This is a genomic window from Cellulomonas fengjieae (genome assembly GCF_018388465.1).
GTDB classification, from domain to species: Bacteria; Actinomycetota; Actinomycetes; order Actinomycetales; family Cellulomonadaceae; genus Cellulomonas; species Cellulomonas fengjieae.
Map to the genome: position 1 here is coordinate 1,483,079 of NZ_CP074404.1, position 23,177 is coordinate 1,506,255.

The following is a 23,177-nucleotide window of genomic DNA, read 5'->3' on the forward strand; positions in this document are numbered from 1 at the left end:
GAGCCGGACCCGATGGCACCCACGACCGGACCTCGCCCCCCGACCTGGCTGCCGACGCTGCGCGACCTCGGTGAGTCGGTCCTGACCCTCCTGACCACTGCGGTCGGCCTCGGCGTCGCCGTGGCCGTGGTGGACGGCGTCCGGCTCAGCAGCCCGTGGGCCGTCGTCCTCGCCGCAGGCGTCGTGGCGGCTGGCGACCTGCTGCTGCGCACCCCGCTGCGCTTCCTGGCGCGCAGCGGCAGCGCCCTGGTGGCCCTCGCCCTCGGGCTGCTCGCCCAGGTGGCGGTCCTCTGGGTGGCGCTGTCGGTGGTGCCCGGCATCGGCGCCGAGTCCCTGTGGACCGTCCTCGGGGTGCTCGTGGTCAGCGCGATCGTCATGGCGGTCGGGCGATGGATCATCGGTGCGGGCAACAGCGACTACGTCGTGTCCGACCTCGTGCGCCGCGCGCGCAGGCAGGCCCGACGCGAGGGCGTGCGCGCGCCCGCGGCGGGCGAGCCCCGCTCGGCCGGCATGCTCGTCGTGCAGCTCGACGGCGTCGCCGCGCCCGTCCTGCGCGAGGCGATCGAGGCCGGGCTGGCGCCGAACGTGCAGCGCTGGATGGCGGCGGGCACCCACACCCTCGAGGAGTGGTGGGCGCGGATCCCGTCCACGACGCCCGCGAGCCAGGCGGGTCTCCTGCACGGCGACTCGTCGCAGATCCCGGCGTTCCGCTGGTGGGACCGGGACCTGGGCCGGCTCGTGGTGACCAACCACCCCGACGACGCCGCGCTCGTCGAGCGGCGGCTCACCACCGGCAAGGGTCTGCTCGCGGGCGGCGGGACGGCCGTGTCGACCATGTTCTCGGGCGATGCCGCCACGAGCTTCGTGGTGATGAGCAGGTCGCGCACCAAGGGGCCGGACGGCGGCCTCGGTCCCGGCCCGGCGTACCTGCGCTTCTTCGCGAGCCCGTTCGTCCTCGCGCGCGCGGTGAGCCTGTCCGTGGGGGAGATGGTCAAGGAGCTGTACCAGGCGCATCGGCAGCGGGTGCGCGGGGTCGAGCCGCGCGTCTCGCGCGCCGGCTGGTACGTCGTGCTGCGGGGGATCACCAACGTGCTCCTGCGGGACCTGAACACGTCGCTCGTGGCCGAGGCGCTGCTGCGCGGGTCCCCGACGATCTACGTCGACCTCGTCGACTACGACGAGATCGCGCACCACGCCGGACCGACGCGGCCGGAGTCGCTGCGCTCGCTCGAGGGCCTGGACCGCGTGCTCGGCACCGTCGAGCGCGTCGTCGCCGTGGCCCCGCGCGACTACGAGATCGTCGTGCTCTCCGACCACGGCCAGGCGCTGGGCGCGACGTACGAGCAGGTCGCCGGGGAGACGCTGCTGGACTCGGTGCGCGCCCTCATGGCCGAGCCGTCCGCCGACGGCGTGACGAGCGACGCCGGTGAGGAGTGGGGGCTGCTCAACGCGCTGGTCAACAGCGCCCTGAACCTGTCCCACCGCCCGACGGTGCTGGGGCCGGACCAGGGCCGCCCCCGACGGCCTCCCGCGGACGACCTGCCCGACGTGGTCACGGTGGGCTCGGGGAACCTGGGCCTGGTCTGGTTCCCCCAGGTGCCGCACCGGCTGACCCTCGAGGAGCTCCAGGGCCGCTGGCCCGGGCTGGTCACCGGCCTGGCGGCGCGGCCCGGGGTGGGCGTGGTGGTCGTCGACACCGAGGCGCGTGGCCTGGTCGCGGTCGGCCCGCGTGGCCTGGTCCTGCTGGAGCAGCCCGGGGCGCCGGTCGAGGGGGAGGACCCCCTGCTGCCGTACGGCCCCCGCGGGCGCCCCGACCTCCTGCGCGCGGCGCGTCTCCCGCACACCGGGGACCTGCTCCTGGTCTCCACCGTCACCGACCGTGGCCACATCCACGCGTTCGAGGGGCAGGTCGGCTCGCACGGCGGCATCGGCGGTGCCCAGAACCACGCGTTCCTGCTGCACCCGGCGGGGTGGACGGTGGACGACGAGCTGCGCGAGGCCGTCGGGGACGACGAGATCCTCGTGGGCGCCGAGGCGGTGCACGAGCAGCTGGTGCGCTGGGCCGACGCGGCGGGCCTGCGGCCGTGAACCTGCGCGTGCGCTGGCTGGGCCACGCCAGCACGGTCATCGACGTCGACGGTGTCCGGCTGCTCACCGACCCGCTGCTCCTGCGGCACGCGGGCCTGCTGCGACGCAGGGGAGCCGCGCCCGACGCCGCGCACTGGCAGGGCGCCGACGCGGTGCTCCTGTCGCACCTGCACCACGACCACGCCGAGCTCGGCTCGCTGCGGCTGCTGGAGGGCGTCCCGGTGCTCAGCGCCCGGACCAACGCGCGGTGGCTGCGCTCGCGCGGGATCGGCACGGCCACGGGCCTCACGGAGCTGCAGTGGTGGCAGGTCCCGGGCTCCGACGTGCGGGTGCGGATGGTCCCCGCGGTGCACATCGACCGGCCGATGCCGTACCGGCCGAACGCGACGCACGGCTTCCTGGTCGTCTCGGGGTCGTTCCGGATCTGGTTCGCCGGGGACACCGCGCCGTTCGCGGCGATGGCGGACATCCCGGCGCTCGCGGGCGGACCCATCGACCTCGCGCTCGTCCCCGTCGGCGGGTGGGGCCCGCGGCTGTCCGGCGGGCACATGGACCCGGTCCAGGCGGCACGCGTGTGCGCGAGCGTGGGTGTGCGCGCCGCCGTCCCCGTGCACTGGGGGACGCTGCACGCGCCGGTGTCGCGCCACCTGCCGCCGGGCTGGATGGACCGGGCCGGCCCCGCCTTCGCGCACGCCGCGGCGCGGGTCGCGCCGGGGGTGCGGGTGCACGTGGTCCCCGTCGGCGAGCAGATCGAGCTCACGTCGACACGCTGACGGCGTGTTGCAGACGTCGAACACCTGTTCGGCTACTGTGGTCGGTGCGGGTGAGCGACCGAGCCGCCCACAGCCCCGTCCGGCGTCGCCGGGCCCCGGGGACGAGGGCGGCGCGGTCGGAGTGTCGGTGGTCGGACATAGCGTCGCTCGCAACAAGACCAGCCCCCGTAAAGCAGCAGCAGCTGCCCGAGACTGACGAGGTCGACATGCCCGCACCCAAGGATCGCGAGAAGGCCCTCGAGGCCGCACTCAGCCAGATCGACCGCCAGTTCGGCAAGGGGTCGATCATGCGGCTCGGCGACGACGGCCGCGCCCCGGTCGAGGTCATCCCCACCGGCTCCATCGCCCTGGACGTCGCGCTCGGCATCGGCGGGCTGCCCCGCGGCCGGGTCGTGGAGATCTACGGCCCGGAGTCCTCGGGCAAGACGACCCTCGCCCTGCACGCGGTGGCCAACGCGCAGAAGGCCGGCGGCATCGCCGCCTTCATCGACGCCGAGCACGCGCTCGACCCGGAGTACGCGAAGAAGCTGGGCGTCGACACCGACGCGCTGCTGGTCTCGCAGCCGGACACGGGCGAGCAGGCGCTCGAGATCATGGACATGCTGATCCGGTCCGGGGCGATCGACGTCATCGTCGTCGACTCCGTCGCCGCGCTCGTGCCCAAGGCCGAGATCGAGGGCGAGATGGGCGACAGCCACGTCGGGCTCCAGGCCCGGCTCATGTCGCAGGCCCTGCGCAAGATCACCGGTGCCCTCAACTCGTCCGGCACCACGGCCATCTTCATCAACCAGCTGCGCGAGAAGATCGGTGTCATGTTCGGCTCGCCCGAGACGACGACGGGTGGCAAGGCGCTCAAGTTCTACGCGTCGGTGCGCCTGGACATCCGCCGCATCGAGACCCTCAAGGAGGGCACGGAGGCCGTCGGCAACCGGACCCGCGTGAAGATCGTCAAGAACAAGATGGCGCCGCCCTTCAAGCAGGCGGAGTTCGACATCCTCTACGGGGTGGGCATCTCCCGCGAGGGCAGCCTCATCGACATGGGTGTCGAGCACGGCTTCGTGCGCAAGTCCGGCGCCTGGTACACGTACGAGGGCGACCAGCTCGGTCAGGGCAAGGAGAACGCCCGCGGCTTCCTGCGGGACAACCCGGACCTGGCGGTCGAGCTGGACAAGAAGATCAAGGAGAAGCTCGGCATCGGTGCACGGGTCGACGCGCCTGCCGACGCCGCACCGGCCGTCGACTTCTGAGCAGCCGCATGACGGGCACCCGGCGGCGGGGGCGGTTCGGCACCGAGCCGCCCCCGACCGGCGCCGCGGCGCAGGACGCCGAGCCGGACCAGGAGTCCGTGGCGCGAGCGATCGCGCTACGGCTCCTGACGGCGTCGGCGCGCAGCCGTGCACAGCTGGCGGAGGCGCTGGCGCGCAAGGACGTGCCCGACGACGTCGCGGAGCGCGTGCTCGACCGGTTCACCGAGGTCGGGCTGATCGACGACGCCGAGTACGCGCGGATGCTCGTCCGGACGCGTCACGCGGAGCGCGGGCTCTCGCGGCGCGCCATCGCCGTCGAGCTGCGCCGGCGGGGGATCGACGACGAGCTGGCCGGCGAGGCCCTCGAGCAGGTCGACGCGGACGACGAGGAGACCGCCGCTCGTGCGCTCGTCAGGCGCAAGCTCGCGTCGACGGCGGCCCTCGACATGCCGACGCGTTCGCGGCGGACGTTCGCGGCGCTCGGCCGCAAGGGCTACCCGCCCGGCCTCGTGGCGCGGCTCGTGCGCGAGGAGCTCGCGGAGCTCGGCGCGACGGTGGACGACCCAGGGCTCGAGCCGGACGCCTGATCCCACGGGGCGCACCCTGGTCGCCGGTCCAGGTGCGACCGGGTCGTAGCAGTCCGGGTGCCCTGCGGTAGGCGACAATGGGTGCCGACTCGCGCGCGGCAGGACGCTCGTGCGCTGACCTGGAGGAAGACGTGGACGCAGGAGCCATCGGCACCATCGTGGGGCTCCTCGGCGCGTGCCTCGTCGCGCTCGTCCTCGTGCTCGTCGCGCGCCGGGAGGCCGGCGTCCAGCGCGCCCAGGCTGCCGAGGACGTCGCCTCGATCAAGGACGACGCGCGGGCCCTGCTCACGGACGTCGAGCGCCGGGAACGGCGGCTGGCGGAGCGTGAGCAGCACGCCGAGGCCGATCGCCTCGAGCTGGAGGAGCTGGAGCGACGCGCCCGCGCGGACGCCGAGGCCGCCGCGGAGGCCAAGCGGATGGGTGCGCGGCTCCTCGACGAGGCGGAGCGTGCAGCCGCGCGCCGCGCCGCGGACGCGGACCAGGCAGCCGTGGCCGAGCTGGAGTCCGTGACCGGCCTCACGGCCGAGGAGGCGCGGGCCGAGCTCACCCGGCGGATCGCCGACCAGGCGCAGAACGACGCCGCGGCGCAGGTCCGCCGCGCGGAGGCGCAGGCGCGCCGGACCGCCGACGCCCGCGCGCGACGCATCCTGACGACGGCCGTGCAGCGCCTCGCCGTGCCGACGAGCACGCAGTCGCCGCTCACGGTGCTGCCGCTGCCCTCCGACGAGATGAAGGGCCGCATCATCGGCAAGGAGGGCCGCAACATCCGCGCCTTCGAGGCCCTGACCGGCGTCAACGTGCTCGTCGACGACCAGCCCGACGCCGTCGTCCTGTCGTGCTTCGACGCCGGTCGCCGCGAGGTCGCCCAGGTGACGCTCGAGGCGCTCATGGCCGACGGACGGATCCACCCGCAGCGCATCGAGCAGGCGTACGCCGAGGCGCTGGCCGGGGCGGACGAGCGTACGGACGCCGCCGGGCACGACGCCGCCGAGCGCGCCGGGGTGGGCGCGCTGAACCCGACGCTCGTGCGGACGCTCGGCCGGCTGCGCCTGCGCACGTCGTACGGGCAGAACGTGCTGGAGCACGTCGTGGAGTCCGCACTGCTGGCGGCGGCCCTCGCTGCGGAGATCGGTGCGGACGTCGAGGTCAGCCGCCGCGGTGCGCTCTTGCACGACCTCGGCAAGGCCCTCACCGCCGAGGTCCCGGGTACCCACGCGACGGTCGGTGCCGATCTCGCGCGCCGACACGGCGAGTCCGACACGGTAGTGAACGCGATCGCCGCCCACCACGACGAGGTGCCGCCGGAGACGGTGGAAGCCGTCCTGGTCCAGGTCGCGGACTCGATCTCCGCCGCCCGGCCGGGCGCCCGTCGTGAGGAGCTCGACCAGTACGTCGAGCGCATCGACAAGCTCGAGCAGCTCGTCGCCGCGCACGCCGGCGTGCGCCGCGCGCTGGCGATGTCCGCCGGGCGTGAGGTCCGGGTGGTCGTCGAGCCGTCCGAGGTCGACGACTACGCCCTGCCGCAGCTCGCGGTCGCCATCGCACGCCACATCGAGGCCGACCTGGCCTACCCGGGCGAGATCAAGGTGACCGTCGTCCGGGAGATCCGCGCCAGCGCGACCGCCGGCTGACTAGTCCTTGCCGACGGCCACGACGAGGCTCGGCGCCTCGGCGCGGGTCCTGCCCGCCGTGCGCCGGCCCAGGCGTCCGGCCATCAGGTCGGCGAGCTTGGTGATCCCGTAGTTGAGGACGATGAACATCAGGGCGGCCACGACGAGCGACTGCAGGATGTTGCCGTTGCCCGACCCGAAGCGGCGCGCCGCGTCCAGCAGGTCCGGGTACGTGATGATCACGCCGAGCGCGGTGTCCTTGAGGATGACGACCAGCTGGCTGGTGATCGCGGGCAGCATGGCGATGAGGGCCTGCGGCACCTCGACGAGCCGCAGCGACTGGCCGTCCCGCAGCCCGACGGCCAGCGCGGCCTCGCGCTGCCCCCGCGGCAGGCTGTGCACGCCGGACCGCACCAGCTCGGCGAACACCGAACCGTTGTAGAAGGTCAGGCCGAGGACCACCGCGACGAGCGGCACGTCGGACGGCTCCATGATCCGCATCTGCCCGAGGCCGAGGTAGAAGAAGATCATCATCAGCAGCACGGGCACGGCGCGGAAGAACTCGACGACGGCGCCGCTGAGCACGCGCAGGGTGCGGGAACCCGACAGCCGGCCCAGGCCGAACACGAAGCCGAAGACCGCGGACGTCACGATCGAGATACCGGCCGCCGTCAGGGTGTCGAGCAGGCCGGGGAGCAGGTAGTTGACCCAGGGGCTGGCCGTGAGGAACGGCGTCCAGAGGTCGGCGTCGAGCTGGCCCTTGGCGCCGAGCTGCATCAGCAGCCAGACACCGATGCCGAGCACCACCACGGTCGCGGCGATGTTGACCCACAGCATGCGGCGCCGGGCCACCGGCCCGGGAACGTCGAAGAGGGTGCTCATCGGGCCACCGCCAGTCGTCGGGACAGTGAGGTGGTCGCCAGCCCGATCGGCACGACGATGACGACGAAACCGAGCGCGAACGTGAGGAAGATCGCGAGGATCACGTCGGGTCGGAACTCGATCATGGTGCTCATCAGGCCGGACGCCTCCGCGACGGACCCGGCCGCGGCGACGGTCGAGTTCTTGGTCAGTGCGATCAGGACGTTGCCGAGCGGTGCGACGGACCCGCGGAAGGCCTGCGGCAGGATGATCAGGCGCGCGGCGGGCCAGAACGAGAGCCCGATCGCGCGGGCCGCCTCGGACTGGCCGACGGGCACGGTGTTGACCCCGGACCGCAGCGCCTCGCAGACGAACGCCGCGTGGTAGACCGCCAGGCCGAGCACGGCGAGGCGGAAGAAGTTGGTCTCGAAGTCGGGCGAGAGCTTGACGCCGAGCTGGCCCCACAGACCCAGGACGCAGAACACGATGATGATCGTCAGCGGGGTGTTGCGCAGCAGGGTCACGTAGGTCGACCCTGCCCAGCGCAGGCTCGGCACGGGGGAGATCCGCATCGTGGCCAGGACGGTGCCGAGGACCAGCGCCAGGATCCCGGCGAAGAACGTGAGCTGGATGTTGACCCAGAACGCCGCGGGCACGTCGAACTCGTTGAACAGCGACGCGAACTGCTGGAAGTAGCCGTCGTCCACCGACGCTCCTTGCTCTTGGAGGGAACGGTGGCTCCCGCGGCGCGCGCGGGAGCCACCGGTCCGTCAGCGGGTCAGGCGCAGGCGTCCGGCGTCGGGGGGTTGAGCTCCTCGTTCGCCTTGTAGCCGGAGGTGCCGACGTTCTCGTCGAGCAGCTCCTGCCAGGTGCCGTCCTCGATCATCTCGGTGATGGCCTCGTTGATCGCCTCGCACTTGTCGCTGTCCTGCGGGATGCCGACGCCGTAGTTCTCCTCGGAGAACGGGTTGCCGACGACCTTGACCTTGCCCTCGTTCGCGGGGACGGCGGCCAGACCGGCCAGGATGATGTCGTCGGTCGTGACGGCGTCCACGGTCCCGGCGGTCAGCGCCGTGACGCACTCGGCGTAGCCGGGCTGCTCCAGCAGCTGGGTGCCGGCCGCGTACTCGTCCTTGATCCGCTGGGCCGACGTGGAGCCGGTCACCGAGCAGAGAGTCTTGCCCTCGAGGTCCTCGGGGCCCGTGATGGAGTCCTCATCCGCCGCGACGAGCAGGTCCTGGCCGGCGACGAAGTACGGACCGGCGAAGGCGACGACCTCCTTGCGCTCGTCGGTGATCGAGTAGGTCGCGAAGATCATGTCGACCTGGCCGTTCTGCAGCAGCGTCTCGCGCTGCTTGGACGGCGCCTGGACCCACTCGATCTGGTCCTCGCCGTAGCCGAGCTTCTCGGCGACCTTCTTGGCGACGTCCACGTCGAACCCGGTGAACTCGCTGCCGTCCTGGAACCCCAGGCCGGGCTGGTCGAACTTGATACCGATCTTGATGGTGCCCTCGGCGCCGCCGGTCGACTCGGTGGCGCCGCCGGTTGCGCCGGCGTCCGTGTCGTCGCCGCCGTCGCCGCCCGAACAGCCGGCGAGGGTGAGGGTGGCGGCTGTGGCGAGTGCCAGTACGAGATGTCCTCTGCGCATGGTGTGTGTGCCCTTCGTGTGGTGTGCGGTGTCGGTTCGGTCTGGGGGTGGGTCAGTGCGTGAGGATCTTCGACAGGAAGTCCCTGGCACGCTCGCTCGTCGGGGCCGTGAAGAACGTCTCCGGGTCGGCCTCCTCGACGATCTGACCGCCGTCCATGAACACCACGCGGTTGGCGGCCCGGCGGGCGAAGCCCATCTCGTGGGTGACCACGATCATGGTCATGCCGTCGCGGGCCAGGCCGGCCATGACGTCGAGGACCTCGTTGATCATCTCGGGGTCCAGCGCCGAGGTCGGCTCGTCGAAGAGCATCACCTTGGGCTGCATCGCGAGAGCCCGCGCGATGGCGACGCGCTGCTGCTGTCCACCCGACAGCTGCGCGGGCAGCTTGTCGGCCTGGTCCTGCACCCCGACCCGCTCGAGCAGGCCGAGGGCGATCTCGCGCGCCTTGGCGGGCTTGACGCCCTTGGCCTTGACCTGGCCGAGCACGACGTTCTGCAGCACGGTCTTGTGCGCGAAGAGGTTGAACGACTGGAACACCATGCCGACGTCGGCGCGGAGCCGGGCGAGCGCGCGGCCCTCGGCGGGGAGCGGCTGGCCGTCGAGGGCGATGGTGCCCGAGTCGATGGTCTCCAACCGGTTGATCGTGCGGCACAGCGTGGACTTCCCGCTGCCGGACGGTCCGATGATCACCACGACCTCGCCGCGTCGCACGGTCAGGTTGATGTCCTGGAGCACGTGCAGCGAGCCGAAGTGCTTGTCGACGCCGCGAAGCTCGACGAGAGCGTCGGACGGGGTGCTGGTCGGGGCGGGCGGTGCGGCTGAGGTGTCCACCATTGGACGAACCTACGGTGGGTTTGCCCCGTCTGGCGACCAGGCGGGGTCACGGTTCGGCAACGCAGCCGTCAAGCATGAGTCCAGGTGAGGGGCTCCGAGGGCGTGGACGTACCCTTGTCGGTGATGTCCACGACCCTGCCCACCGTCCTGCCCGACGTGCTCCCACCCGTGCCGGACGCCGCCGCGCGCACGTACCTGGTCAAGACCCTCGGCTGCCAGATGAACGTGCACGACTCGGAGCACATGGCCGGCATGCTCGAGCAGGCCGGGTACGTGGCCGCAGGCCCCGCCGAGGTGGCCGCGGAGGACGCGGACGTCATCGTCATCAACACGTGCGCGGTCCGCGAGAACGCCGCCGACAAGCTCTACGGCAACCTCGGTCGGCTCGCCAGCATCAAGCGCGCGCGCCCGGGCATGCAGATCGCGGTCGGCGGCTGCCTCGCGCAGAAGGACCGCACCGGCATCGTGGAGCGGGCGCCCTGGGTCGACGTCGTGTTCGGCACGCACAACCTCGACGTCCTGCCCGTCCTCCTGGAGCGCGCGCGGCACAACGCCGCAGCGCAGGTGGAGATCGAGGAGTCGCTCAAGGTCTTCCCCAGCACGCTGCCCACGCGCAGGGAGTCGGTCTACGCCGGCTGGGTGTCGATCAGCGTCGGGTGCAACAACACGTGCACCTTCTGCATCGTGCCGCACCTGCGCGGCAAGGAGCGCGACCGCCGGCCGGGGGAGATCCTGGCGGAGGTCGAGGCCCTCGTGGCCCAGGGCGCGATCGAGGTCACCCTGCTCGGGCAGAACGTGAACTCCTACGGGGTCGAGTTCGGGGACCGCGGCGCGTTCGCCAAGCTGCTGCGCGCGGTCGGGGCCATCGACGGGCTCGAGCGGGTCCGGTTCACGTCCCCGCACCCCGCCGCGTTCACGGACGACGTCATCGCCGCGATGGCCGAGACGCCGACCGTCATGCCGCAGCTGCACATGCCGCTGCAGTCGGGCTCGGACCGCATGCTTCGCGCCATGCGCCGCTCGTACCGGTCGGAGAAGTTCCTCGGCATCCTCGACCGCGTCCGCGCCGCGATGCCCGACGCCGCGATCACGACCGACATCATCGTGGGCTTCCCCGGGGAGACCGAGGAGGACTTCGCGGAGACGCTCCGCGTGGTCGAGGCGTCGCGGTTCTCCTCCGCCTTCACGTTCCAGTACTCGCCCCGCCCGGGGACGCCGGCGTTCGACCTTCCCGACCAGCTTCCGAAGTCGGTCGTCCAGGAGCGGTTCCTGCGGTTGACGGCCCTGCAGGACCGGGTCTCCCAGGAGGAGAACCAGCGTCAGGTCGGGCGCACGGTCCAGGTGCTCGTCGCCGAGACCGAGGGACGCAAGGACGGCGCGACACACCGGGTCACGGGCCGCGCCGCGGACAACCGGCTGGTGCACCTGGCCCTGCCCCAGGGAGCGGCCGAGGTGCCGCGCCCGGGTGACCTGGTCACCGTGGACGTGACGCACGCCGCCCCGTACCACCTGGTGGCGGACTCAGGGCTGACGGGCGGGACGTACGTCGTCCGGCGTACCGCGTCGGGCGACGCCTGGGACCGGCGGCGCAGCGGTCAGGACGAGCACAGCCACGGCGCTGCGGGGGACTCGTGCGGCACGGGCGCCGCGGCCGGACCCGTGGTGCTCGGCCTGCCGACGATCGGGCTCCGCGGCTGAGCGGCTCACTGCTCACTTCACGACCGCGCCGCCCCGGGCCACCAGGCCGGCCTGGGTGGACAGCGCGACCTCCTTCATGAAGAACGCGATCACGAAGCCGACCACGCCGAGCGGCACCAGGTACCAGAACGCCGGCGCGAGCGCGTCGGAGTAGGCGTTCACGACGAGGTCACGCAGGGCGGTCGGCAGCCGGTCGACCGCCTGCGGCGTGAGGGCGTCGACACCGAAGTTCCCGGGGATGGCGCCCGCGGACAGGGTCCTTTCCGCGTCGGCCAGCTGCGACGTGAGGTTCGCGGTGAAGACCGTCGAGAACACGCTGGTGCCCACCGCGGCGCCGATCTCCCGCAGGAAGTTGTTGGTGGACGTCGCGACGCCGACGAGGTCCGGGCTGACCGAGTTCTGCACCGCGATCACGATGGTCTGCAGCACCAGTCCCAGCCCGAACCCGAGGACGAAGATCATGGCGCCGAACTCCAGCATCGACATGTCGGCCGACAGCTGCGTCAGCAGGACCAGCCCGATCGTCGCGATCCCCATCCCGAGGATCGGGAAGATCTTGTACCGGCCCCGCGCGGAGATCAGCCAGCCGGACCCGAGCGCCGTGATCATCAGCCCGATCGTCATCGGCAGCATGAGCAGCCCGGCCTCGGTGGCGTCGTAGCCCTTCGCCATCTGCAGGAACGTGGGCAGGAACGACAGGGCCGCGAACATGGTCATGCCGAGCACCAGGGCGATCGACACCGAGACCGAGAACGTCCGGCTCCGGAACAGGCGCAGCGGGATGAGCGGGTCGGTCACCCGGGTCTCCACGACGAGGAACGCCGCCAGCGCGACGACGGTGCCGACGAGCAGGGCCACCAGGGCCGGGTTGCTCCAGTCGTACCGTCGGGCGTCCGTGATCGACCGCCAGCTGGTCAGCAGCACGATGCCGGACGTGGCGAGCGTCAGGAGGACCGCACCCCCGAGGTCGAACGGACGGGTCGACCGCCGCGAGGGGAGGCGGAGCTTGGCGTACGCGATGCCGAGGGCGATCAGCCCCACCGGCACGTTGAGCCAGAAGCACCAGCGCCATCCGGGACCGTCGGTGAACCAGCCGCCGAGCAGGGGCCCGGCGACCGTGGCGATGCCGAAGACCGCGCCCATCGGCCCCATGAACCGGCCACGGTCCCGGGCCGAGACGATGTCGGCGATGATCGCCTGGCTCAGGATGACCAGGCCGCCCGCGCCGAGCCCCTGGACCGAGCGCCACGCGACGAGCTCGCCGAACGTGCCGGACAGCGCCGACCCGGTGGAGCCGATCACGAAGACCGCGATGGCGACGAGGAACGGCTGCCGCCGACCGCGGAGGTCGCCGAGCTTGCCGTAGATGGGCATGACCACCGCGATCGCGAGCAGGTAGGCGGTGATGATCCAGCCCTCGTGCTGCGCCGCCCCCAGGTCTCCGACGATGGTCGGCAGGGCGGTGCCCACCACCGACTGGTCGAGCGCGGACAGGAACATGGCGGCGAGCAGCGCGCCGAAGATCACGTACACCGTGCCCTTGGTGAGCACGAGCTCCGGTGCACCCGTCGTCGCCGAGGCAGACGTGGTGTCGCTCATGTCGGACCCCCCGCCGGCAATCACCCGATCCCTCGTCCGAGTGTGTGCCCGCCCATGCCGGGTCGCAACGCGTGCGGCGTCCGACGGCGGTCAGTTGTCCGGGACGTCCGGCGGTGGCGCGTCGTCCCGTGGCAGGACCGCCTCGAGCGAGGAGAACATCTGCACGCCCGTGCCCAGGCCGCACGCCAGCAGCTGAGCCAGCTGCGGCTCGGTCACCCCGGGCTCGAAGTCGGCGGACACCTCGCTGTAGAGCGCGAGGACGCCCTCCTCCTCGCGCAGGTACGCCTTCGGCCAGATGCGCTCGCGGTTCCAGTCGTTGATCGCGAGGGCAGCGACCTCGCGCTGGTCCAGCTGCAGGGCACGGTGCCAACGGCCCCGGACCTGCAGGATCTCCTGCTGCTCACCCAGGAGCAGGAACCAGAAGCGGCTGCCGTCCCAGGTCCCCGTGAGGTCGCCGTCGTCGTCCACGACGAAGCGGTAGCCGCGGGCGATCAGGTAGTCGGCGATCCGTTCACGGCTCAGGGGAGTCGGTTGCTCGTCGTCGGGCGAGGGACGTTTGGTGGGCTTGGGCAGCCCGCCGAGCACCCTGAGCAGCCAGCCGGGTCCGCTCACGGCGCCACCCCGGCCGGGTCGGGGTACCGCTCGTCCAGCGCGTCGAAGAACATGCTCCCGGTGGACAGCCCGCAGAAGAGCATCTGGCTCAGCTGGGCGTCCGTCGCCCCGTGCTCGAGGTCCGTGGCCACCTCTGAGACGACGTGCACACGCCCGTTGTCCCGGACGCGCACGTACGCCTTGGGCCAGATCCGGTCCGCGTTCCACTCGTTGCAGACGTCGAGCACCTCCTCGAGCCGCTCGATCGCCACCTCCCGGTGCCACTGCCCGCGGACCTGGAGGATCTCCGACTTCTCACCGAACAGGAAGAAGTAGAAGAGTCGCCCGCGCCACAGTCCGCCCAGGTCACCGTCGTTGTCGACGAAGTAGCTGAACTGGTTGTCGGTCATCCACGCGGCGATCCGGGCAGGAGTCACGTCCGTCGGCAGGTCCGCCGCAGGCTCGGCGACCCCCAGCTCGCGGGCCAGCAGCTGTGCGACGCGGTCGTGCAGCTCCTCGTCGTCGGGCTCGAGCCCCGTCCCCGCGTCGGGGGCGGTTGGCCGCGAACGCCCCCGCCACCAGCGCCCTGCGCGATCTACGAGCCCCATGGGCCGACAGTACCGGCGTGCGCCCGCCCGGGGGTGCAGCCGTCCGGGTACGGGTCGCTCTCCCGTAGGTTCTGGGCATGCTCGTGGTCGCCGCTCTCGTCCCGGACACCGCGCTCCTGGTCCCCGGCGCCGCCGGTGCGGCGCAGGTGCTCACGGCCGTCCGCGCGGCCGCGCTCGACGCGGTGGCCCAGGTGGTCGCGTCGGGGGCCGCGACGGTCGCCGTGGTCGCGCCGGGCCCGCGCGCCCGGGAGCTGACCGGTACCGTCCGGCCCTCGCTCGGCGCCGCCGGTATCCCGGACGGGTTGCTGGCGTGGCCGGTGGCAGAGATGACGCTCCCCGGCGACGGGGTCGCGACGGGCTCGGTCGCGAGCGCCGTCGGCCTGCACCTGCTCGCCCGCGCCGGGCGACGGACGGGGCTTCGGGTCCTCGAGGTGACCGGACGACAGGATCGCGCCGCCCTCGCCGCCCTCGGGCGCGACCTGGTCGGCGCCGGGCCGACCGGGTTCGTCGTCGTCGGCTCGGTCAGCGGGCGGCACGGGGCGGACGCCCCGCTCGCCCAGGACCGGCGTGCGCCCGACCACGACGCCCGCGTGCTGGCCGACCTGGCCGACGGGGGCGCGGCCGCTCGTGCGCGGATCGCCGCCGACGACCCTCTCCTGGCCGACGAGCTCGCGGTCCGCGGCTGGGCGCCGTGGCAGGTCCTGGTCGGCGCCGCGGCGGACGGGCCGATCCGGGGACACCTGCTGGCGCGGTCCGGCGTGCTCGGCGCCGAGCACGCGGTGCTGGTCTGGGACGCCCGGTAGGGTCGGCTGTCCGTCCCCGACACGCCGAGGTACCGATGTCTTCCGCCCCGCACGAGCCCACCCTTCCGCCGCTGACCCTCGCGCGGGTGGCGCAGCGGCTGGACGCCCGCGGCGCGATCTACGCGACCGACGCGGACGGCGACCTGGTGGGCCGCTGGGACAGCCACCCGTTCTGGTTCATGACGATCGGGCGCGCCAAGGAGTACCTGCAGGTGCGCGGCCGCTGGTCCAAGCAGGTGCCGCCCAGCGAGTTCGGGAACGTGCTGCTGGGCGCCAACCGCTGGTCCGAGACCATGGTGTGGCCCAAGATCTACGTCCGGCTCGAGGCGGAGAAGGTCGCGGTGTACACCGAGCACACCGTGGACTACCAGCACGGCGTCACGGACGAGCAGCTGGACCTGCACCTGACCGGTGGGATCGGCAGCGCGTTGCGGTTCTTCGCCGAGCTCGACGAGCGCTACCCGGACGCCGTCCCGACGCAGGCGCCGTCGGCACCCGCGCCACCGCCCGCCGTGGTCGACTACCAGGACCCGGCGCGCCCGAGCCTGGACTGACCCCGATGACCCTCGTGGTCGCGCTCGTCGGGCCCACCGCGACGGGCAAGTCCGACCTCGGCCTCGCGCTCGCCCACAGGCTCGGCGGGGAGGTGGTCAACGCGGACGCGATGCAGCTCTACCGCGGGATGGACATCGGCACCGCGAAGCTCACCGTCGAGGAGCGGCAAGGCGTCCCGCACCACCTCCTCGACGTGCTGGACGTGCGCGACGACGCCTCCGTCGCGGACTACCAGGAGCGGGCACGTCGTGCCCTGGTCGAGATCGCGCAGCGCCGTGCGCGGGCCGTGGCGGTCGGTGGGTCCGGTCTCTACGTCCGTGCCCTCCTGGACCACATGGAGTTCCCCGGGACCGACGCCGACCTCCGGGCGCGGCTCGAGGAACGCGTCGAGAGCGAGGGTGCCCGGGCGCTGCACGCCGAGCTGGCGGCGGTCGACCCGGTGGCGGCGGAGGGGATCGGGCCCCGCAACGCCCGACGGATCGTGCGGGCGCTGGAGGTCATCGCACTCACCGGTCGCCCGTACTCGGCGAGCCTGCCGCAGCACGTCTACGAGGTGCCCGCCGTCCAGATCGGGCTCGACTGCGACCGGGCCGTGCTCGACGAGCGGATCACGGCGCGGGTCGAGCGGATGTGGTCGCGCGGACTGGTCGGAGAGGTCGAACGCCTGGCGGCGCACGGCATGGGCCGTACGGCGTCGCGCGCCGTGGGGTACGCGGAGGTGCTCTCGATGCTGCGCGGGGAGCTCACGCCCGACGAGGCACGGACGGCGATCGCCGCGGGAACGCGCCGGCTCGCGCGCAAGCAGATGGGCTGGTTCGGCCGCGACCCGCGCGTGCACTGGCTCGACGCGCGCGACCCGGACCTCGTCGAGAAGGCGCTCGCCCTGGTCGCGGCCGCCGACGCGGGAGAGCTCGGTCCGGCCACGGAGGACCCGGCCCCACGACGTAGCCTGGGCTCATGACCGTGGTGGCCGCCCCGACGCTGCACGTGACCAAGGGTCACGGCACCCAGAACGACTTCGTGCTGCTCGACGACCGCGACGGCCGGGTGGAGCTGTCGGCCACGCTCGTGCGCGCGCTCGCGGACCGTCGGGCCGGCGTCGGTGGTGACGGGGTGATCCGCGTGGTCGCCGGCGAGCACGTGCCCGAGGGGGTCGAGGCGCTGGCGCAGGACCCGGCTGCCCGCTGGTTCATGGACTACCGCAACGCCGACGGCTCGGTCGCGGAGATGTGCGGCAACGGCGTGCGGGTGTTCGCCGCCTACCTCGAACGCCTCGGCCTGTGGGACGCCGCGGACGGCGAGCTCACCCTCGGCACGCGCGCGGGAGTGCGCCGCGTGCGGCGGGTGCCGGTGCCTGCGGGGATCGGGGACGACGTCTGGTACGCCGTCGACATGGGCCCGTGGCACCTGCCCGGCGGCCCCGACGCGGCGCGTGCCGGCGCCGACGCCGAGGTCGACGTCGTGGGGCTGCCCGTCGCGCGGGCCGGCCTGAGCGTGGACATCGGCAACCCGCACGTCGTGCTGGCGCTCGGCGGCGAGGAGGAGCTGGCCGCCGCCGACCTCACCCGAGCGCCGAAGGTCACGCCGCTGCCGGTCGACGGCACGAACGTCGAGCTCGTGGTCCCGCTGGGCGAGCACGCGGCGTCCGACGGCACCCTGGTGGGCCGGGTGCGGATGCGGGTGCACGAGCGGGGCGTCGGTGAGACACGCTCCTGCGGCACCGGCGCCTGCGCGGCCGCGCTCGCGGTGCGCACCTGGGCCGGGGTCGGCGCACCGGACGTCTGGCTGGTCGACGTGCCGGGCGGCACCGTCCGGGTCAGCGTGCTGGCGCAGGGGCACGTCGAGCTCGCAGGGCCTGCGGTGCTCGTCGCGGACGCCGACGTCGACCTCGCGGCCCTGACCGCCGGGTGACGACCGTGCGCCTGACCGCCGAGGACCTGGGCGTCCAGCTGGGCGAGCGCGCGACGGTGGTGCAGTTCTCGAGCACGTTCTGCGCGCCGTGCCGGTCCACCCGGTACGTCGTCCAGCGTGCTGTCGCGACGGCCGACGGCGTCGCGTACGCCGACCTCGACATCGCCGACCACCTGGCGCTGGGCGAGCGTCTGGGAATCGACGTGACCCCGACCGTGCTCGTGCTGGACGCCCGCGGTCAGCTGGTGCGCCGCGCCTCCGGCGTGCCGACCCTGGCTCAGCTGCGCACCGCGCTCGACGACGCGTCGTCGCTGGTCGGGCCGGGCTGACGGCGACCGTCGCCCACGCGAGGACCGACCAGCGCGGCGCAGGACACGCCACTCGCTCATCGGTCGCGGACGGCCAGCACGCGGAATCCCTTGACGCTCGCGGTGCGCTCCACGGACCGGCCGAGCTCGGCGGCGATCCAGCGCTGCAGGGAGTCGGCGCCCAGGTTCTTGCCGACCACCAGGTGCGCCTCGGCGCCCGGGGCCAGGCGACCGAGCCACTGGGTCAGCATCGCGTGCAGCGCCGGCTTGCCGACCCGGATGGGCGGGTTGGACCAGAGCGCGGCGAGCCGCACCTCGTCGGGCACCTCGTCGGGACGGACCGCACGCACGTTCGACAGGCCGAGGCGCTCCGCGTTGCGGCGGGTCAGGTCCAGCGACCGCTCGTTGACGTCCACCGCCCACACGCGGGCCGAGGGCGACCGCAGGGCGAGCGTGAGCGCGATGGGGCCCCACCCGCAGCCCAGGTCGAGCAGGTCGCCCTCGCCCGGTGGATCCGGGACGTGGTCCAGGAGCACCCGTGTCCCCAGGTCGACGTGGTCGGGGGAGAAGATGCCGCCGGCGGTCTCGACCTCGACCTCCCGGCCCGCCAGGAGCACGCGCAGCAGCCGGCGCTCGTCGGGGGAGGCCGGCCGTGCCGTGAAGTAGTGGTCCTGCTCGCTCACGGCGCCGACGATACCCACGCCCCGGCGCTCGGCCCGCAGCGAAATGCCTCGGCGGGCGTGGGCACCGCGTGCGACCCTGGAGCCACCGGATGAGAAGAGGAACCCCTTGACCGACCCGCAGCACACCGTGAGCGAGACCGAGGACACCCCGCAGACGCGGTCCCCGCAGGAGGTGGCCGACGACGTCGTGGCCCGGGTGCTCGCCAGGGCAGGGGCGACGCTGCACGACGGCGCCACGGTGCACTCCAGCTACGACGGCGACCAGCTGGAGCTGGAGGAGCGCACGTCACTCCGCCGGGTCGCCGGGTTGTCGACCGAGCTCCAGGACGTCACCGAGGTCGAGTACCGCCAGCTGCGGCTCGAGAAGGTCGTCCTGGTAGGGGTCTGGGGCTCCGGCACGGTCACGGACGCCGAGATCTCGCTGCGCGAGCTGGCCCAGCTCGCCGAGACCGCCGGCTCGCAGGTGCTCGACGGGCTGCTCCAGCGCCGCCAGAAGCCCGACCCCGGGACCTACCTCGGCTCGGGCAAGGCCGCGGAGCTGGCCGCCCTGGTCGCGAGCGTCGGCGCGGACACCGTCGTCGTCGACGGCGAGCTGGCACCGTCGCAGCGCCGCGCGCTGGAGGACATCGTCCGCGTCAAGGTCATCGACCGCACGGCGCTGATCCTCGACATCTTCGCCCAGCACGCCAAGTCCCGGGAGGGCAAGGCGCAGGTCGAGCTCGCGCAGCTGGAGTACCTGCTCCCGCGCCTGCGTGGCTGGGGCGACTCGATGTCCCGGCAGGCCGGTGGTCAGGTCGGCGGCGCGGCAGCCGGGATGGGCTCGCGCGGTCCCGGTGAGACGAAGATCGAGCTCGACCGTCGGCGGATCCGCAACCGCATGGCCAAGCTGCGGCGGGAGATCGCGGCGATGGAGCCGGCCCGCGTCACCAAGCGGGCCTCCCGCAAGAAGCACGCCATCCCGTCGGTCGCGATCGCGGGCTACACCAACGCGGGCAAGTCGTCGCTGCTCAACCGGCTGACGCACGCGGGAGTCCTGGTGGAGAACGCGCTGTTCGCCACCCTGGACCCGACGGTCCGCCGGGCGGAGACGCTCGACGGCCGCATCTACACCCTCGCCGACACGGTGGGGTTCGTCCGGGCGCTCCCGCACCAGCTGGTCGAGGCGTTCCGATCCACGCTGGAGGAGGTCGCCGACGCCGACCTGATCCTGCACGTGGTCGACGCGTCGCACCCGGACCCGGAGGGTCAGATCGCCGCCGTCCGGCACGTGTTCGCGGACATCCCCGGTGCCATGGACGTGCCCGAGATCATCGTCCTGAACAAGGCCGATCTCGCCTCGTCCGAGGCGATCGCCCGGCTGCGTTCCCGCGAGGTGCACTCGATCGTCGTGTCCGCGCACAGCGGTGAGGGCATCGACCAGCTCCAGGCGCTCATCGCCGACCAGCTGCCGCGCCCCGGCGTGAGCATCGACGTCGTGATCCCGTACGACCGTGGCGACCTGGTGAGCAGGGTGCACGAGCACGGCGAGATCCAGACCGAGGAGCACACGGGTGACGGCACAGCCATCCGCGCGCGGGTGGACGAGGGCCTCGCCGCCGAGCTGGAGGCGGCCGCGCAGCCCCGTCCGTGACTGTCAGCAGCCGCCACTAGGCTGACGCGGTGCCAACCGCTGACCCTTCCGTCCAGGCGGCACGCGACGACTCCGTCGAGGCGCTCCTCGACGTCGCTGTCGGTGCCCTCGGTGGCGTCCGACGCGACGGGCAGCACGAGATGGCCGTCGCCGTAGCGGAGACGATCACCAAGGGCGAGCACCTCTTGGTCCAGGCCGGAACCGGCACGGGCAAGTCCCTCGGCTACCTGGTGCCCGCCCTGCGGCACGCGGTGCTGGAGGACGAGCACGTCGTCGTCTCGACCGCCACCCTGGCGCTGCAGCGGCAGATCATCACGCGCGACCTGCCGCTCGTCGCCAAGGCGCTCGAGCCGCACCTGCCGCGGCCGCCGGCGATCGCCCTGCTCAAGGGCTGGCACAACTACGTCTGCGTGCACAAGGTCGCCGGCGGGTACCCGGACGACGACGCGGGCACGCTCTTCGACCTCGGGGACCACGCCGGCGCGGCCGAGCACCCCGCCCCCGCGCGCACCGGCGGCGCGAGCCTCGCGGAGAGCCTGGGCGAGCAGGTGCTGCGGCTGCGGGAGTGGGCGGACGAGACCGACACCGGCGACCGGGACGACCTCGTCCCCGGCGTCACGGACCGCGCCTGGCGGCAGGTGTCCGTGACCTCGCTGGAGTGCCTGGGCGGCAAGTGCCCCATGCTCGCCGAGTGCTTCCCCGAGAAGGCCAAGGCGGCCTCGCGCGAGGCGGACGTGGTCGTCACGAACCACGCCATGCTCGGCATCGCGGCCTCCGGGTCGCCGGGGGTGCTGCCCGAGCACCAGGTGCTCATCGTGGACGAGGCGCACGAGCTGACCGACCGGGTGACCGCGCAGTCGACCTCGGAGCTGTCGGTCGCCACGATCGAGCACGCCGCACGACTGGCGCGTCGCCACGGCGGCGTCCCGACCACCGACCTCGACTCGGCCAGCCAGGCGCTCGCGACCGTTCTCGTCGCGCTCCCGGAGGCCCGGTTCCGCGACGGGCTCCCGGACGACGCCCGGGACGCGGTCGCGCGCGTGCGCGACGCCACCCGCGCGCTGCTCAGCGTGCTCAAGCCGGAGTCGGGACCGACAGCGCCGGCCGAGGGCGGCCGCAAGGTCGCCCAGGCGACCATGCTCGCGCTGCACGAGGTGGCCGACCGGATGGCCGCCGACCCCGAGGACAACCGGCACACGGTCCTGTGGTGCGCGCGCAGTGAGGACCGGCGGGGCCAGGTGCTCACGCGGCTCTACGCGGCGCCGCTGGCGGTCAACGGGCTGATCCGGACCAACCTGCTGGCCGGTCGCTCGGGCGTGCTCACCTCGGCGACGCTCGAGCTCGGCGGGTCGTTCGACCCGATCGCGCGCGCTGTCGGCCTCGAGGTCCGCCCGGACGCCGAGCCGGTCGGCCCGACGTCGCTGGCAGGGCAGGCCACGGCGGCGTCCGGCAAGGTCCCGTGGCGCGGGCTCGACGTCGGCAGCCCCTTCGACTACCCGAGGCAGGGGATCCTCTACCTCGCGCGGCACCTGCCCAAGCCGGGCCGCGAGCCGGCCACCGACGCGCAGCTGGACGAGATCGCGGAGCTGATCACCGCGGCCGGCGGTCGCACCCTGGGGCTGTTCTCGTCGCGGCGTGCGGCCAACGCGGTGGCGGCCGCGATGCGCGAGCGCCTCGACGTCCCGATCCTGGCGCAGGGCGACGACCAGCTGCCGACGCTCGTCTCGCAGTTCATCGCGGACGAGGCCACCTGCCTGTTCGGCACCCTCTCGCTGTGGCAGGGCGTGGACGTGCCCGGGGCGACCTGCCGGCTGGTCATCATCGACCGCATCCCGTTCCCGCGGCCCGACGACCCCGTCAGCTCGGCGCGGTCCGACGCGATCGAGAAGGCCGGCGGCAACGGGTTCCTGGCGGTCTCCGCGACCCACGCGGCGCTGCTGCTCGCGCAGGGCGCCGGCCGGCTGATCCGCACGAGCGAGGACCGGGGCGTGGTCGCGGTGCTGGACCCGCGGCTCGCGACCGCCGGGTACGGCGCGTTCCTGACCCGGTCGTTGCCCGCGTTCTGGCGGACCACGGACCGAGCGGTGGCGGTCTCCGCACTGCAGCGGCTCGCCACCCCGTTAGCCTCGGGGGCATGACCGAGAGCCTGGACATGGAAGACGTGGGCCTGACGCCGTTCCGCAGCGGGCGGCGCCCGTCCAAGCTGGCGATCGTGGGCGCGGGGGCCGTCGGGTCCACGATGGCGTACGCGGCCCTGATGCGCGGAGCGGCACGCTCGATCGCGCTGTACGACGTCAACGCGTCCAAGGTCGAGGCGGAGGCGCTGGACCTGAGCCACGGCATCCAGTTCATGCCCATGGCGCAGGTGGTGGGGTCCGACGAGATCGCGGTGTGCGCGGACGCGGACGTCGTGATGTTCACCGCAGGGGCCAAGCAGAAGCCCGGCCAGTCCCGGCTGGACCTGGCGGAGGCGACCATCGGGCTGGTCCGCAAGGTGCTCCCGGCGCTGGTCGAGGTCGCGCCGGACGCGGTCTACGTGATGGTCACCAACCCGGTCGACGTCGTGACGTACGCCGCGCTCAAGATCTCCGGCCTGCCGTCCTCGCAGCTGTTCGGCTCCGGCACGGTCCTGGACTCCTCGCGGCTGCGCTACCTGATCGCGCAGCACACGGGCGTGGCAGTGCAGAACGTCCACGCGTACATCGCGGGCGAGCACGGGGACACCGAGCTGCCCCTGTGGGGGTCCGCGAGCATCGGCTCGGTGCCGCTGCTCGAGTGGACCGGCGCCGGTGGCGACGGAGCCCTGACGGCCGACGTACGGGACAGGATCACGCGGGAGGTCGTCGAGTCGGCGTACCGGATCATCGAGGGCAAGGGCGCGACCAACTACGCGGTGGCCCTGGCCGGCTCGCGGATCATCGAGGCCGTCCTCAAGGACGAGGGGCGAGTGCTACCCGTGTCCTCGCTGCTCGACGACTTCTACGGGATCAGCGACGTCTGCCTGTCCGTCCCGGCGATCGTCGGGGCGCACGGCGTGGCCGAGCGGCTCCGCGTCCCGCTCTCGGAGGACGAGCTCGCCGGCCTGCGCTCGTCGGCGGACGCGGTCCGCTCGGTGGCGCGACGCTTCGGGTTCTGAGCGCCG

At 73.1% G+C, this 23,177-nt stretch carries 22 protein-coding genes; 14 read left to right on the top strand and 8 right to left on the bottom strand.

All coding sequences use genetic code 11. The annotated features are described in order from the left end of the window. Nucleotides 1-12 precede the first annotated feature (12 nt). From KG102_RS06845 to rny, 5 genes are all read left to right on the top strand, one after another. Entirely contained in the window at nt 13-2,088 is a 2,076-nt protein-coding gene (locus KG102_RS06845; RefSeq protein ID WP_208289156.1) for an alkaline phosphatase family protein, read from the top strand. Further along, complete coding sequence (locus tag KG102_RS06850) at nt 2,085-2,861, top strand: MBL fold metallo-hydrolase (RefSeq protein WP_208289155.1); 777 nt, start codon at nt 2,085-2,087, stop codon at nt 2,859-2,861. The genes KG102_RS06845 and KG102_RS06850 overlap by 4 nt, the downstream gene beginning before the upstream one ends. 206 nt (nt 2,862-3,067) lie before the next feature. Continuing rightward, nucleotides 3,068-4,108, top strand: coding sequence for a recombinase RecA (gene recA, locus KG102_RS06855; protein ID WP_208213856.1), 1,041 nt, complete (start codon nt 3,068-3,070; stop codon nt 4,106-4,108). An 8-nt stretch (nt 4,109-4,116) separates the two neighbouring features. Continuing rightward, entirely contained in the window at nt 4,117-4,695 is a 579-nt protein-coding gene (locus KG102_RS06860) for a regulatory protein RecX (protein ID WP_208213855.1), read from the top strand. Between the two features lie 131 nt (nt 4,696-4,826). Then, nucleotides 4,827-6,326: a ribonuclease Y gene (rny, locus tag KG102_RS06865; protein ID WP_249667503.1), complete on the top strand. Its 1,500-nt coding sequence runs from the start codon at nt 4,827-4,829 to the stop codon at nt 6,324-6,326. Here rny and KG102_RS06870 read toward each other — a convergent pair whose 3' ends face one another. From KG102_RS06870 to KG102_RS06885, 4 genes are all read right to left on the bottom strand, one after another. Continuing rightward, nucleotides 6,327-7,187 carry an amino acid ABC transporter permease gene (locus KG102_RS06870; RefSeq protein ID WP_208289154.1) on the bottom strand — a complete coding sequence of 287 codons (861 nt, stop codon included), beginning with the start codon at nt 7,185-7,187 and terminating at the stop codon, nt 6,327-6,329. Next, nucleotides 7,184-7,873 (bottom strand): amino acid ABC transporter permease, encoded by a 690-nt coding sequence (locus KG102_RS06875; RefSeq protein WP_208289153.1) that lies wholly within the window; start codon nt 7,871-7,873, stop codon nt 7,184-7,186. Before KG102_RS06875 ends, KG102_RS06870 begins: the two co-directional genes overlap by 4 nt. A gap of 71 nt (nt 7,874-7,944) precedes the next feature. Further along, nucleotides 7,945-8,814: a glutamate ABC transporter substrate-binding protein gene (locus KG102_RS06880; RefSeq protein WP_208213851.1), complete on the bottom strand. Its 870-nt coding sequence runs from the start codon at nt 8,812-8,814 to the stop codon at nt 7,945-7,947. Nucleotides 8,815-8,866: 52 nt separating this feature from the next. Then, nucleotides 8,867-9,649, bottom strand: a complete 783-nt coding sequence (locus KG102_RS06885) for an amino acid ABC transporter ATP-binding protein (RefSeq protein WP_208213850.1) — start codon at nt 9,647-9,649, stop codon at nt 8,867-8,869. 123 nt (nt 9,650-9,772) lie between these two features. On the opposite strand from KG102_RS06885, the gene miaB reads away from it, so the two are divergent. Next, nucleotides 9,773-11,347: a tRNA (N6-isopentenyl adenosine(37)-C2)-methylthiotransferase MiaB gene (gene miaB, locus KG102_RS06890; RefSeq protein WP_208213849.1), complete on the top strand. Its 1,575-nt coding sequence runs from the start codon at nt 9,773-9,775 to the stop codon at nt 11,345-11,347. A gap of 12 nt (nt 11,348-11,359) precedes the next feature. Here miaB and KG102_RS06895 read toward each other — a convergent pair whose 3' ends face one another. The 3 genes from KG102_RS06895 to KG102_RS06905 form a co-directional block, all read right to left on the bottom strand. Further along, nucleotides 11,360-12,946, bottom strand: coding sequence for an MDR family MFS transporter (locus KG102_RS06895; RefSeq protein WP_208213848.1), 1,587 nt, complete (start codon nt 12,944-12,946; stop codon nt 11,360-11,362). 90 nt (nt 12,947-13,036) lie between these two features. Next, nucleotides 13,037-13,558 carry a type III secretion system chaperone family protein gene (locus tag KG102_RS06900; protein WP_208213847.1) on the bottom strand — a complete coding sequence of 174 codons (522 nt, stop codon included), beginning with the start codon at nt 13,556-13,558 and terminating at the stop codon, nt 13,037-13,039. Then, on the bottom strand, nt 13,555-14,145 hold the full coding sequence (locus KG102_RS06905) for a type III secretion system chaperone family protein (RefSeq protein ID WP_243884276.1): 591 nt from the start codon (nt 14,143-14,145) through the stop codon (nt 13,555-13,557). The genes KG102_RS06900 and KG102_RS06905 overlap by 4 nt, the downstream gene beginning before the upstream one ends. 77 nt (nt 14,146-14,222) lie before the next feature. On the opposite strand from KG102_RS06905, the gene KG102_RS06910 reads away from it, so the two are divergent. The 5 genes from KG102_RS06910 to KG102_RS06930 are packed head-to-tail and all read left to right on the top strand — an operon-like array spanning nt 14,223 to nt 17,743. Continuing rightward, entirely contained in the window at nt 14,223-14,948 is a 726-nt protein-coding gene (locus KG102_RS06910) for a class III extradiol ring-cleavage dioxygenase family protein (protein WP_208289152.1), read from the top strand. A gap of 35 nt (nt 14,949-14,983) precedes the next feature. After that, nucleotides 14,984-15,502 (top strand): type III secretion system chaperone family protein, encoded by a 519-nt coding sequence (locus KG102_RS06915; RefSeq protein ID WP_208213845.1) that lies wholly within the window; start codon nt 14,984-14,986, stop codon nt 15,500-15,502. 5 nt (nt 15,503-15,507) lie between these two features. Continuing rightward, nucleotides 15,508-16,464, top strand: coding sequence for a tRNA (adenosine(37)-N6)-dimethylallyltransferase MiaA (gene miaA, locus KG102_RS06920; RefSeq protein WP_208213844.1), 957 nt, complete (start codon nt 15,508-15,510; stop codon nt 16,462-16,464). Beyond that, complete coding sequence (gene dapF / locus KG102_RS06925) at nt 16,461-17,414, top strand: diaminopimelate epimerase (protein WP_208289151.1); 954 nt, start codon at nt 16,461-16,463, stop codon at nt 17,412-17,414. Before miaA ends, dapF begins: the two co-directional genes overlap by 4 nt. A 5-nt stretch (nt 17,415-17,419) precedes the next feature. After that, the gene (locus KG102_RS06930) at nt 17,420-17,743 is read left to right on the top strand and encodes a thioredoxin family protein (RefSeq protein WP_249667504.1); all 324 of its coding nucleotides are present in this window, start codon (nt 17,420-17,422) and stop codon (nt 17,741-17,743) included. 56 nt (nt 17,744-17,799) lie between these two features. On the opposite strand, the gene KG102_RS06935 is transcribed toward KG102_RS06930, so the two are convergent. Then, complete coding sequence (locus KG102_RS06935) at nt 17,800-18,405, bottom strand: class I SAM-dependent methyltransferase (protein WP_208289149.1); 606 nt, start codon at nt 18,403-18,405, stop codon at nt 17,800-17,802. A gap of 43 nt (nt 18,406-18,448) precedes the next feature. Between KG102_RS06935 and hflX the strand changes: the two genes are divergently transcribed. From hflX to KG102_RS06950, 3 genes are read left to right on the top strand one after another with little or no spacing between them, the layout of a single operon-like run. Then, complete coding sequence (gene hflX, locus KG102_RS06940) at nt 18,449-20,035, top strand: GTPase HflX (RefSeq protein ID WP_372438341.1); 1,587 nt, start codon at nt 18,449-18,451, stop codon at nt 20,033-20,035. Nucleotides 20,036-20,064: 29 nt separating this feature from the next. Beyond that, the gene (locus KG102_RS06945; protein ID WP_208213839.1) at nt 20,065-22,173 is read left to right on the top strand and encodes an ATP-dependent DNA helicase; all 2,109 of its coding nucleotides are present in this window, start codon (nt 20,065-20,067) and stop codon (nt 22,171-22,173) included. Continuing rightward, the gene (locus tag KG102_RS06950) at nt 22,170-23,171 is read left to right on the top strand and encodes an L-lactate dehydrogenase (protein ID WP_208289147.1); all 1,002 of its coding nucleotides are present in this window, start codon (nt 22,170-22,172) and stop codon (nt 23,169-23,171) included. Before KG102_RS06945 ends, KG102_RS06950 begins: the two co-directional genes overlap by 4 nt. The last annotated feature ends 6 nt before the right edge of the window (nt 23,172-23,177 follow it).

Excerpts from the sequence above, each read along its gene's own strand:
- KG102_RS06845 (WP_208289156.1), top strand. The coding sequence starts at position 13 with ATGGCACCCACGACCGGACCTCGCCCCCCGACCTGGCTGCCGACGCTG.
- recA (WP_208213856.1), top strand. The coding sequence starts at position 3,068 with ATGCCCGCACCCAAGGATCGCGAGAAGGCCCTCGAGGCCGCACTCAGC.
- KG102_RS06860 (WP_208213855.1), top strand. The coding sequence starts at position 4,117 with ATGACGGGCACCCGGCGGCGGGGGCGGTTCGGCACCGAGCCGCCCCCG.
- KG102_RS06870 (WP_208289154.1), bottom strand. The coding sequence starts at position 7,187 with ATGAGCACCCTCTTCGACGTTCCCGGGCCGGTGGCCCGGCGCCGCATG.
- KG102_RS06880 (WP_208213851.1), bottom strand. The coding sequence starts at position 8,814 with ATGCGCAGAGGACATCTCGTACTGGCACTCGCCACAGCCGCCACCCTC.
- KG102_RS06885 (WP_208213850.1), bottom strand. The coding sequence starts at position 9,649 with ATGGTGGACACCTCAGCCGCACCGCCCGCCCCGACCAGCACCCCGTCC.
- miaB (WP_208213849.1), top strand. The coding sequence starts at position 9,773 with ATGTCCACGACCCTGCCCACCGTCCTGCCCGACGTGCTCCCACCCGTG.
- KG102_RS06895 (WP_208213848.1), bottom strand. The coding sequence starts at position 12,946 with ATGAGCGACACCACGTCTGCCTCGGCGACGACGGGTGCACCGGAGCTC.
- KG102_RS06905 (WP_243884276.1), bottom strand. The coding sequence starts at position 14,145 with ATGGGGCTCGTAGATCGCGCAGGGCGCTGGTGGCGGGGGCGTTCGCGG.
- KG102_RS06910 (WP_208289152.1), top strand. The coding sequence starts at position 14,223 with ATGCTCGTGGTCGCCGCTCTCGTCCCGGACACCGCGCTCCTGGTCCCC.
- KG102_RS06915 (WP_208213845.1), top strand. The coding sequence starts at position 14,984 with ATGTCTTCCGCCCCGCACGAGCCCACCCTTCCGCCGCTGACCCTCGCG.
- miaA (WP_208213844.1), top strand. The coding sequence starts at position 15,508 with ATGACCCTCGTGGTCGCGCTCGTCGGGCCCACCGCGACGGGCAAGTCC.
- dapF (WP_208289151.1), top strand. The coding sequence starts at position 16,461 with ATGACCGTGGTGGCCGCCCCGACGCTGCACGTGACCAAGGGTCACGGC.
- hflX (WP_372438341.1), top strand. The coding sequence starts at position 18,449 with ATGCCTCGGCGGGCGTGGGCACCGCGTGCGACCCTGGAGCCACCGGAT.
- KG102_RS06950 (WP_208289147.1), top strand. The coding sequence starts at position 22,170 with ATGACCGAGAGCCTGGACATGGAAGACGTGGGCCTGACGCCGTTCCGC.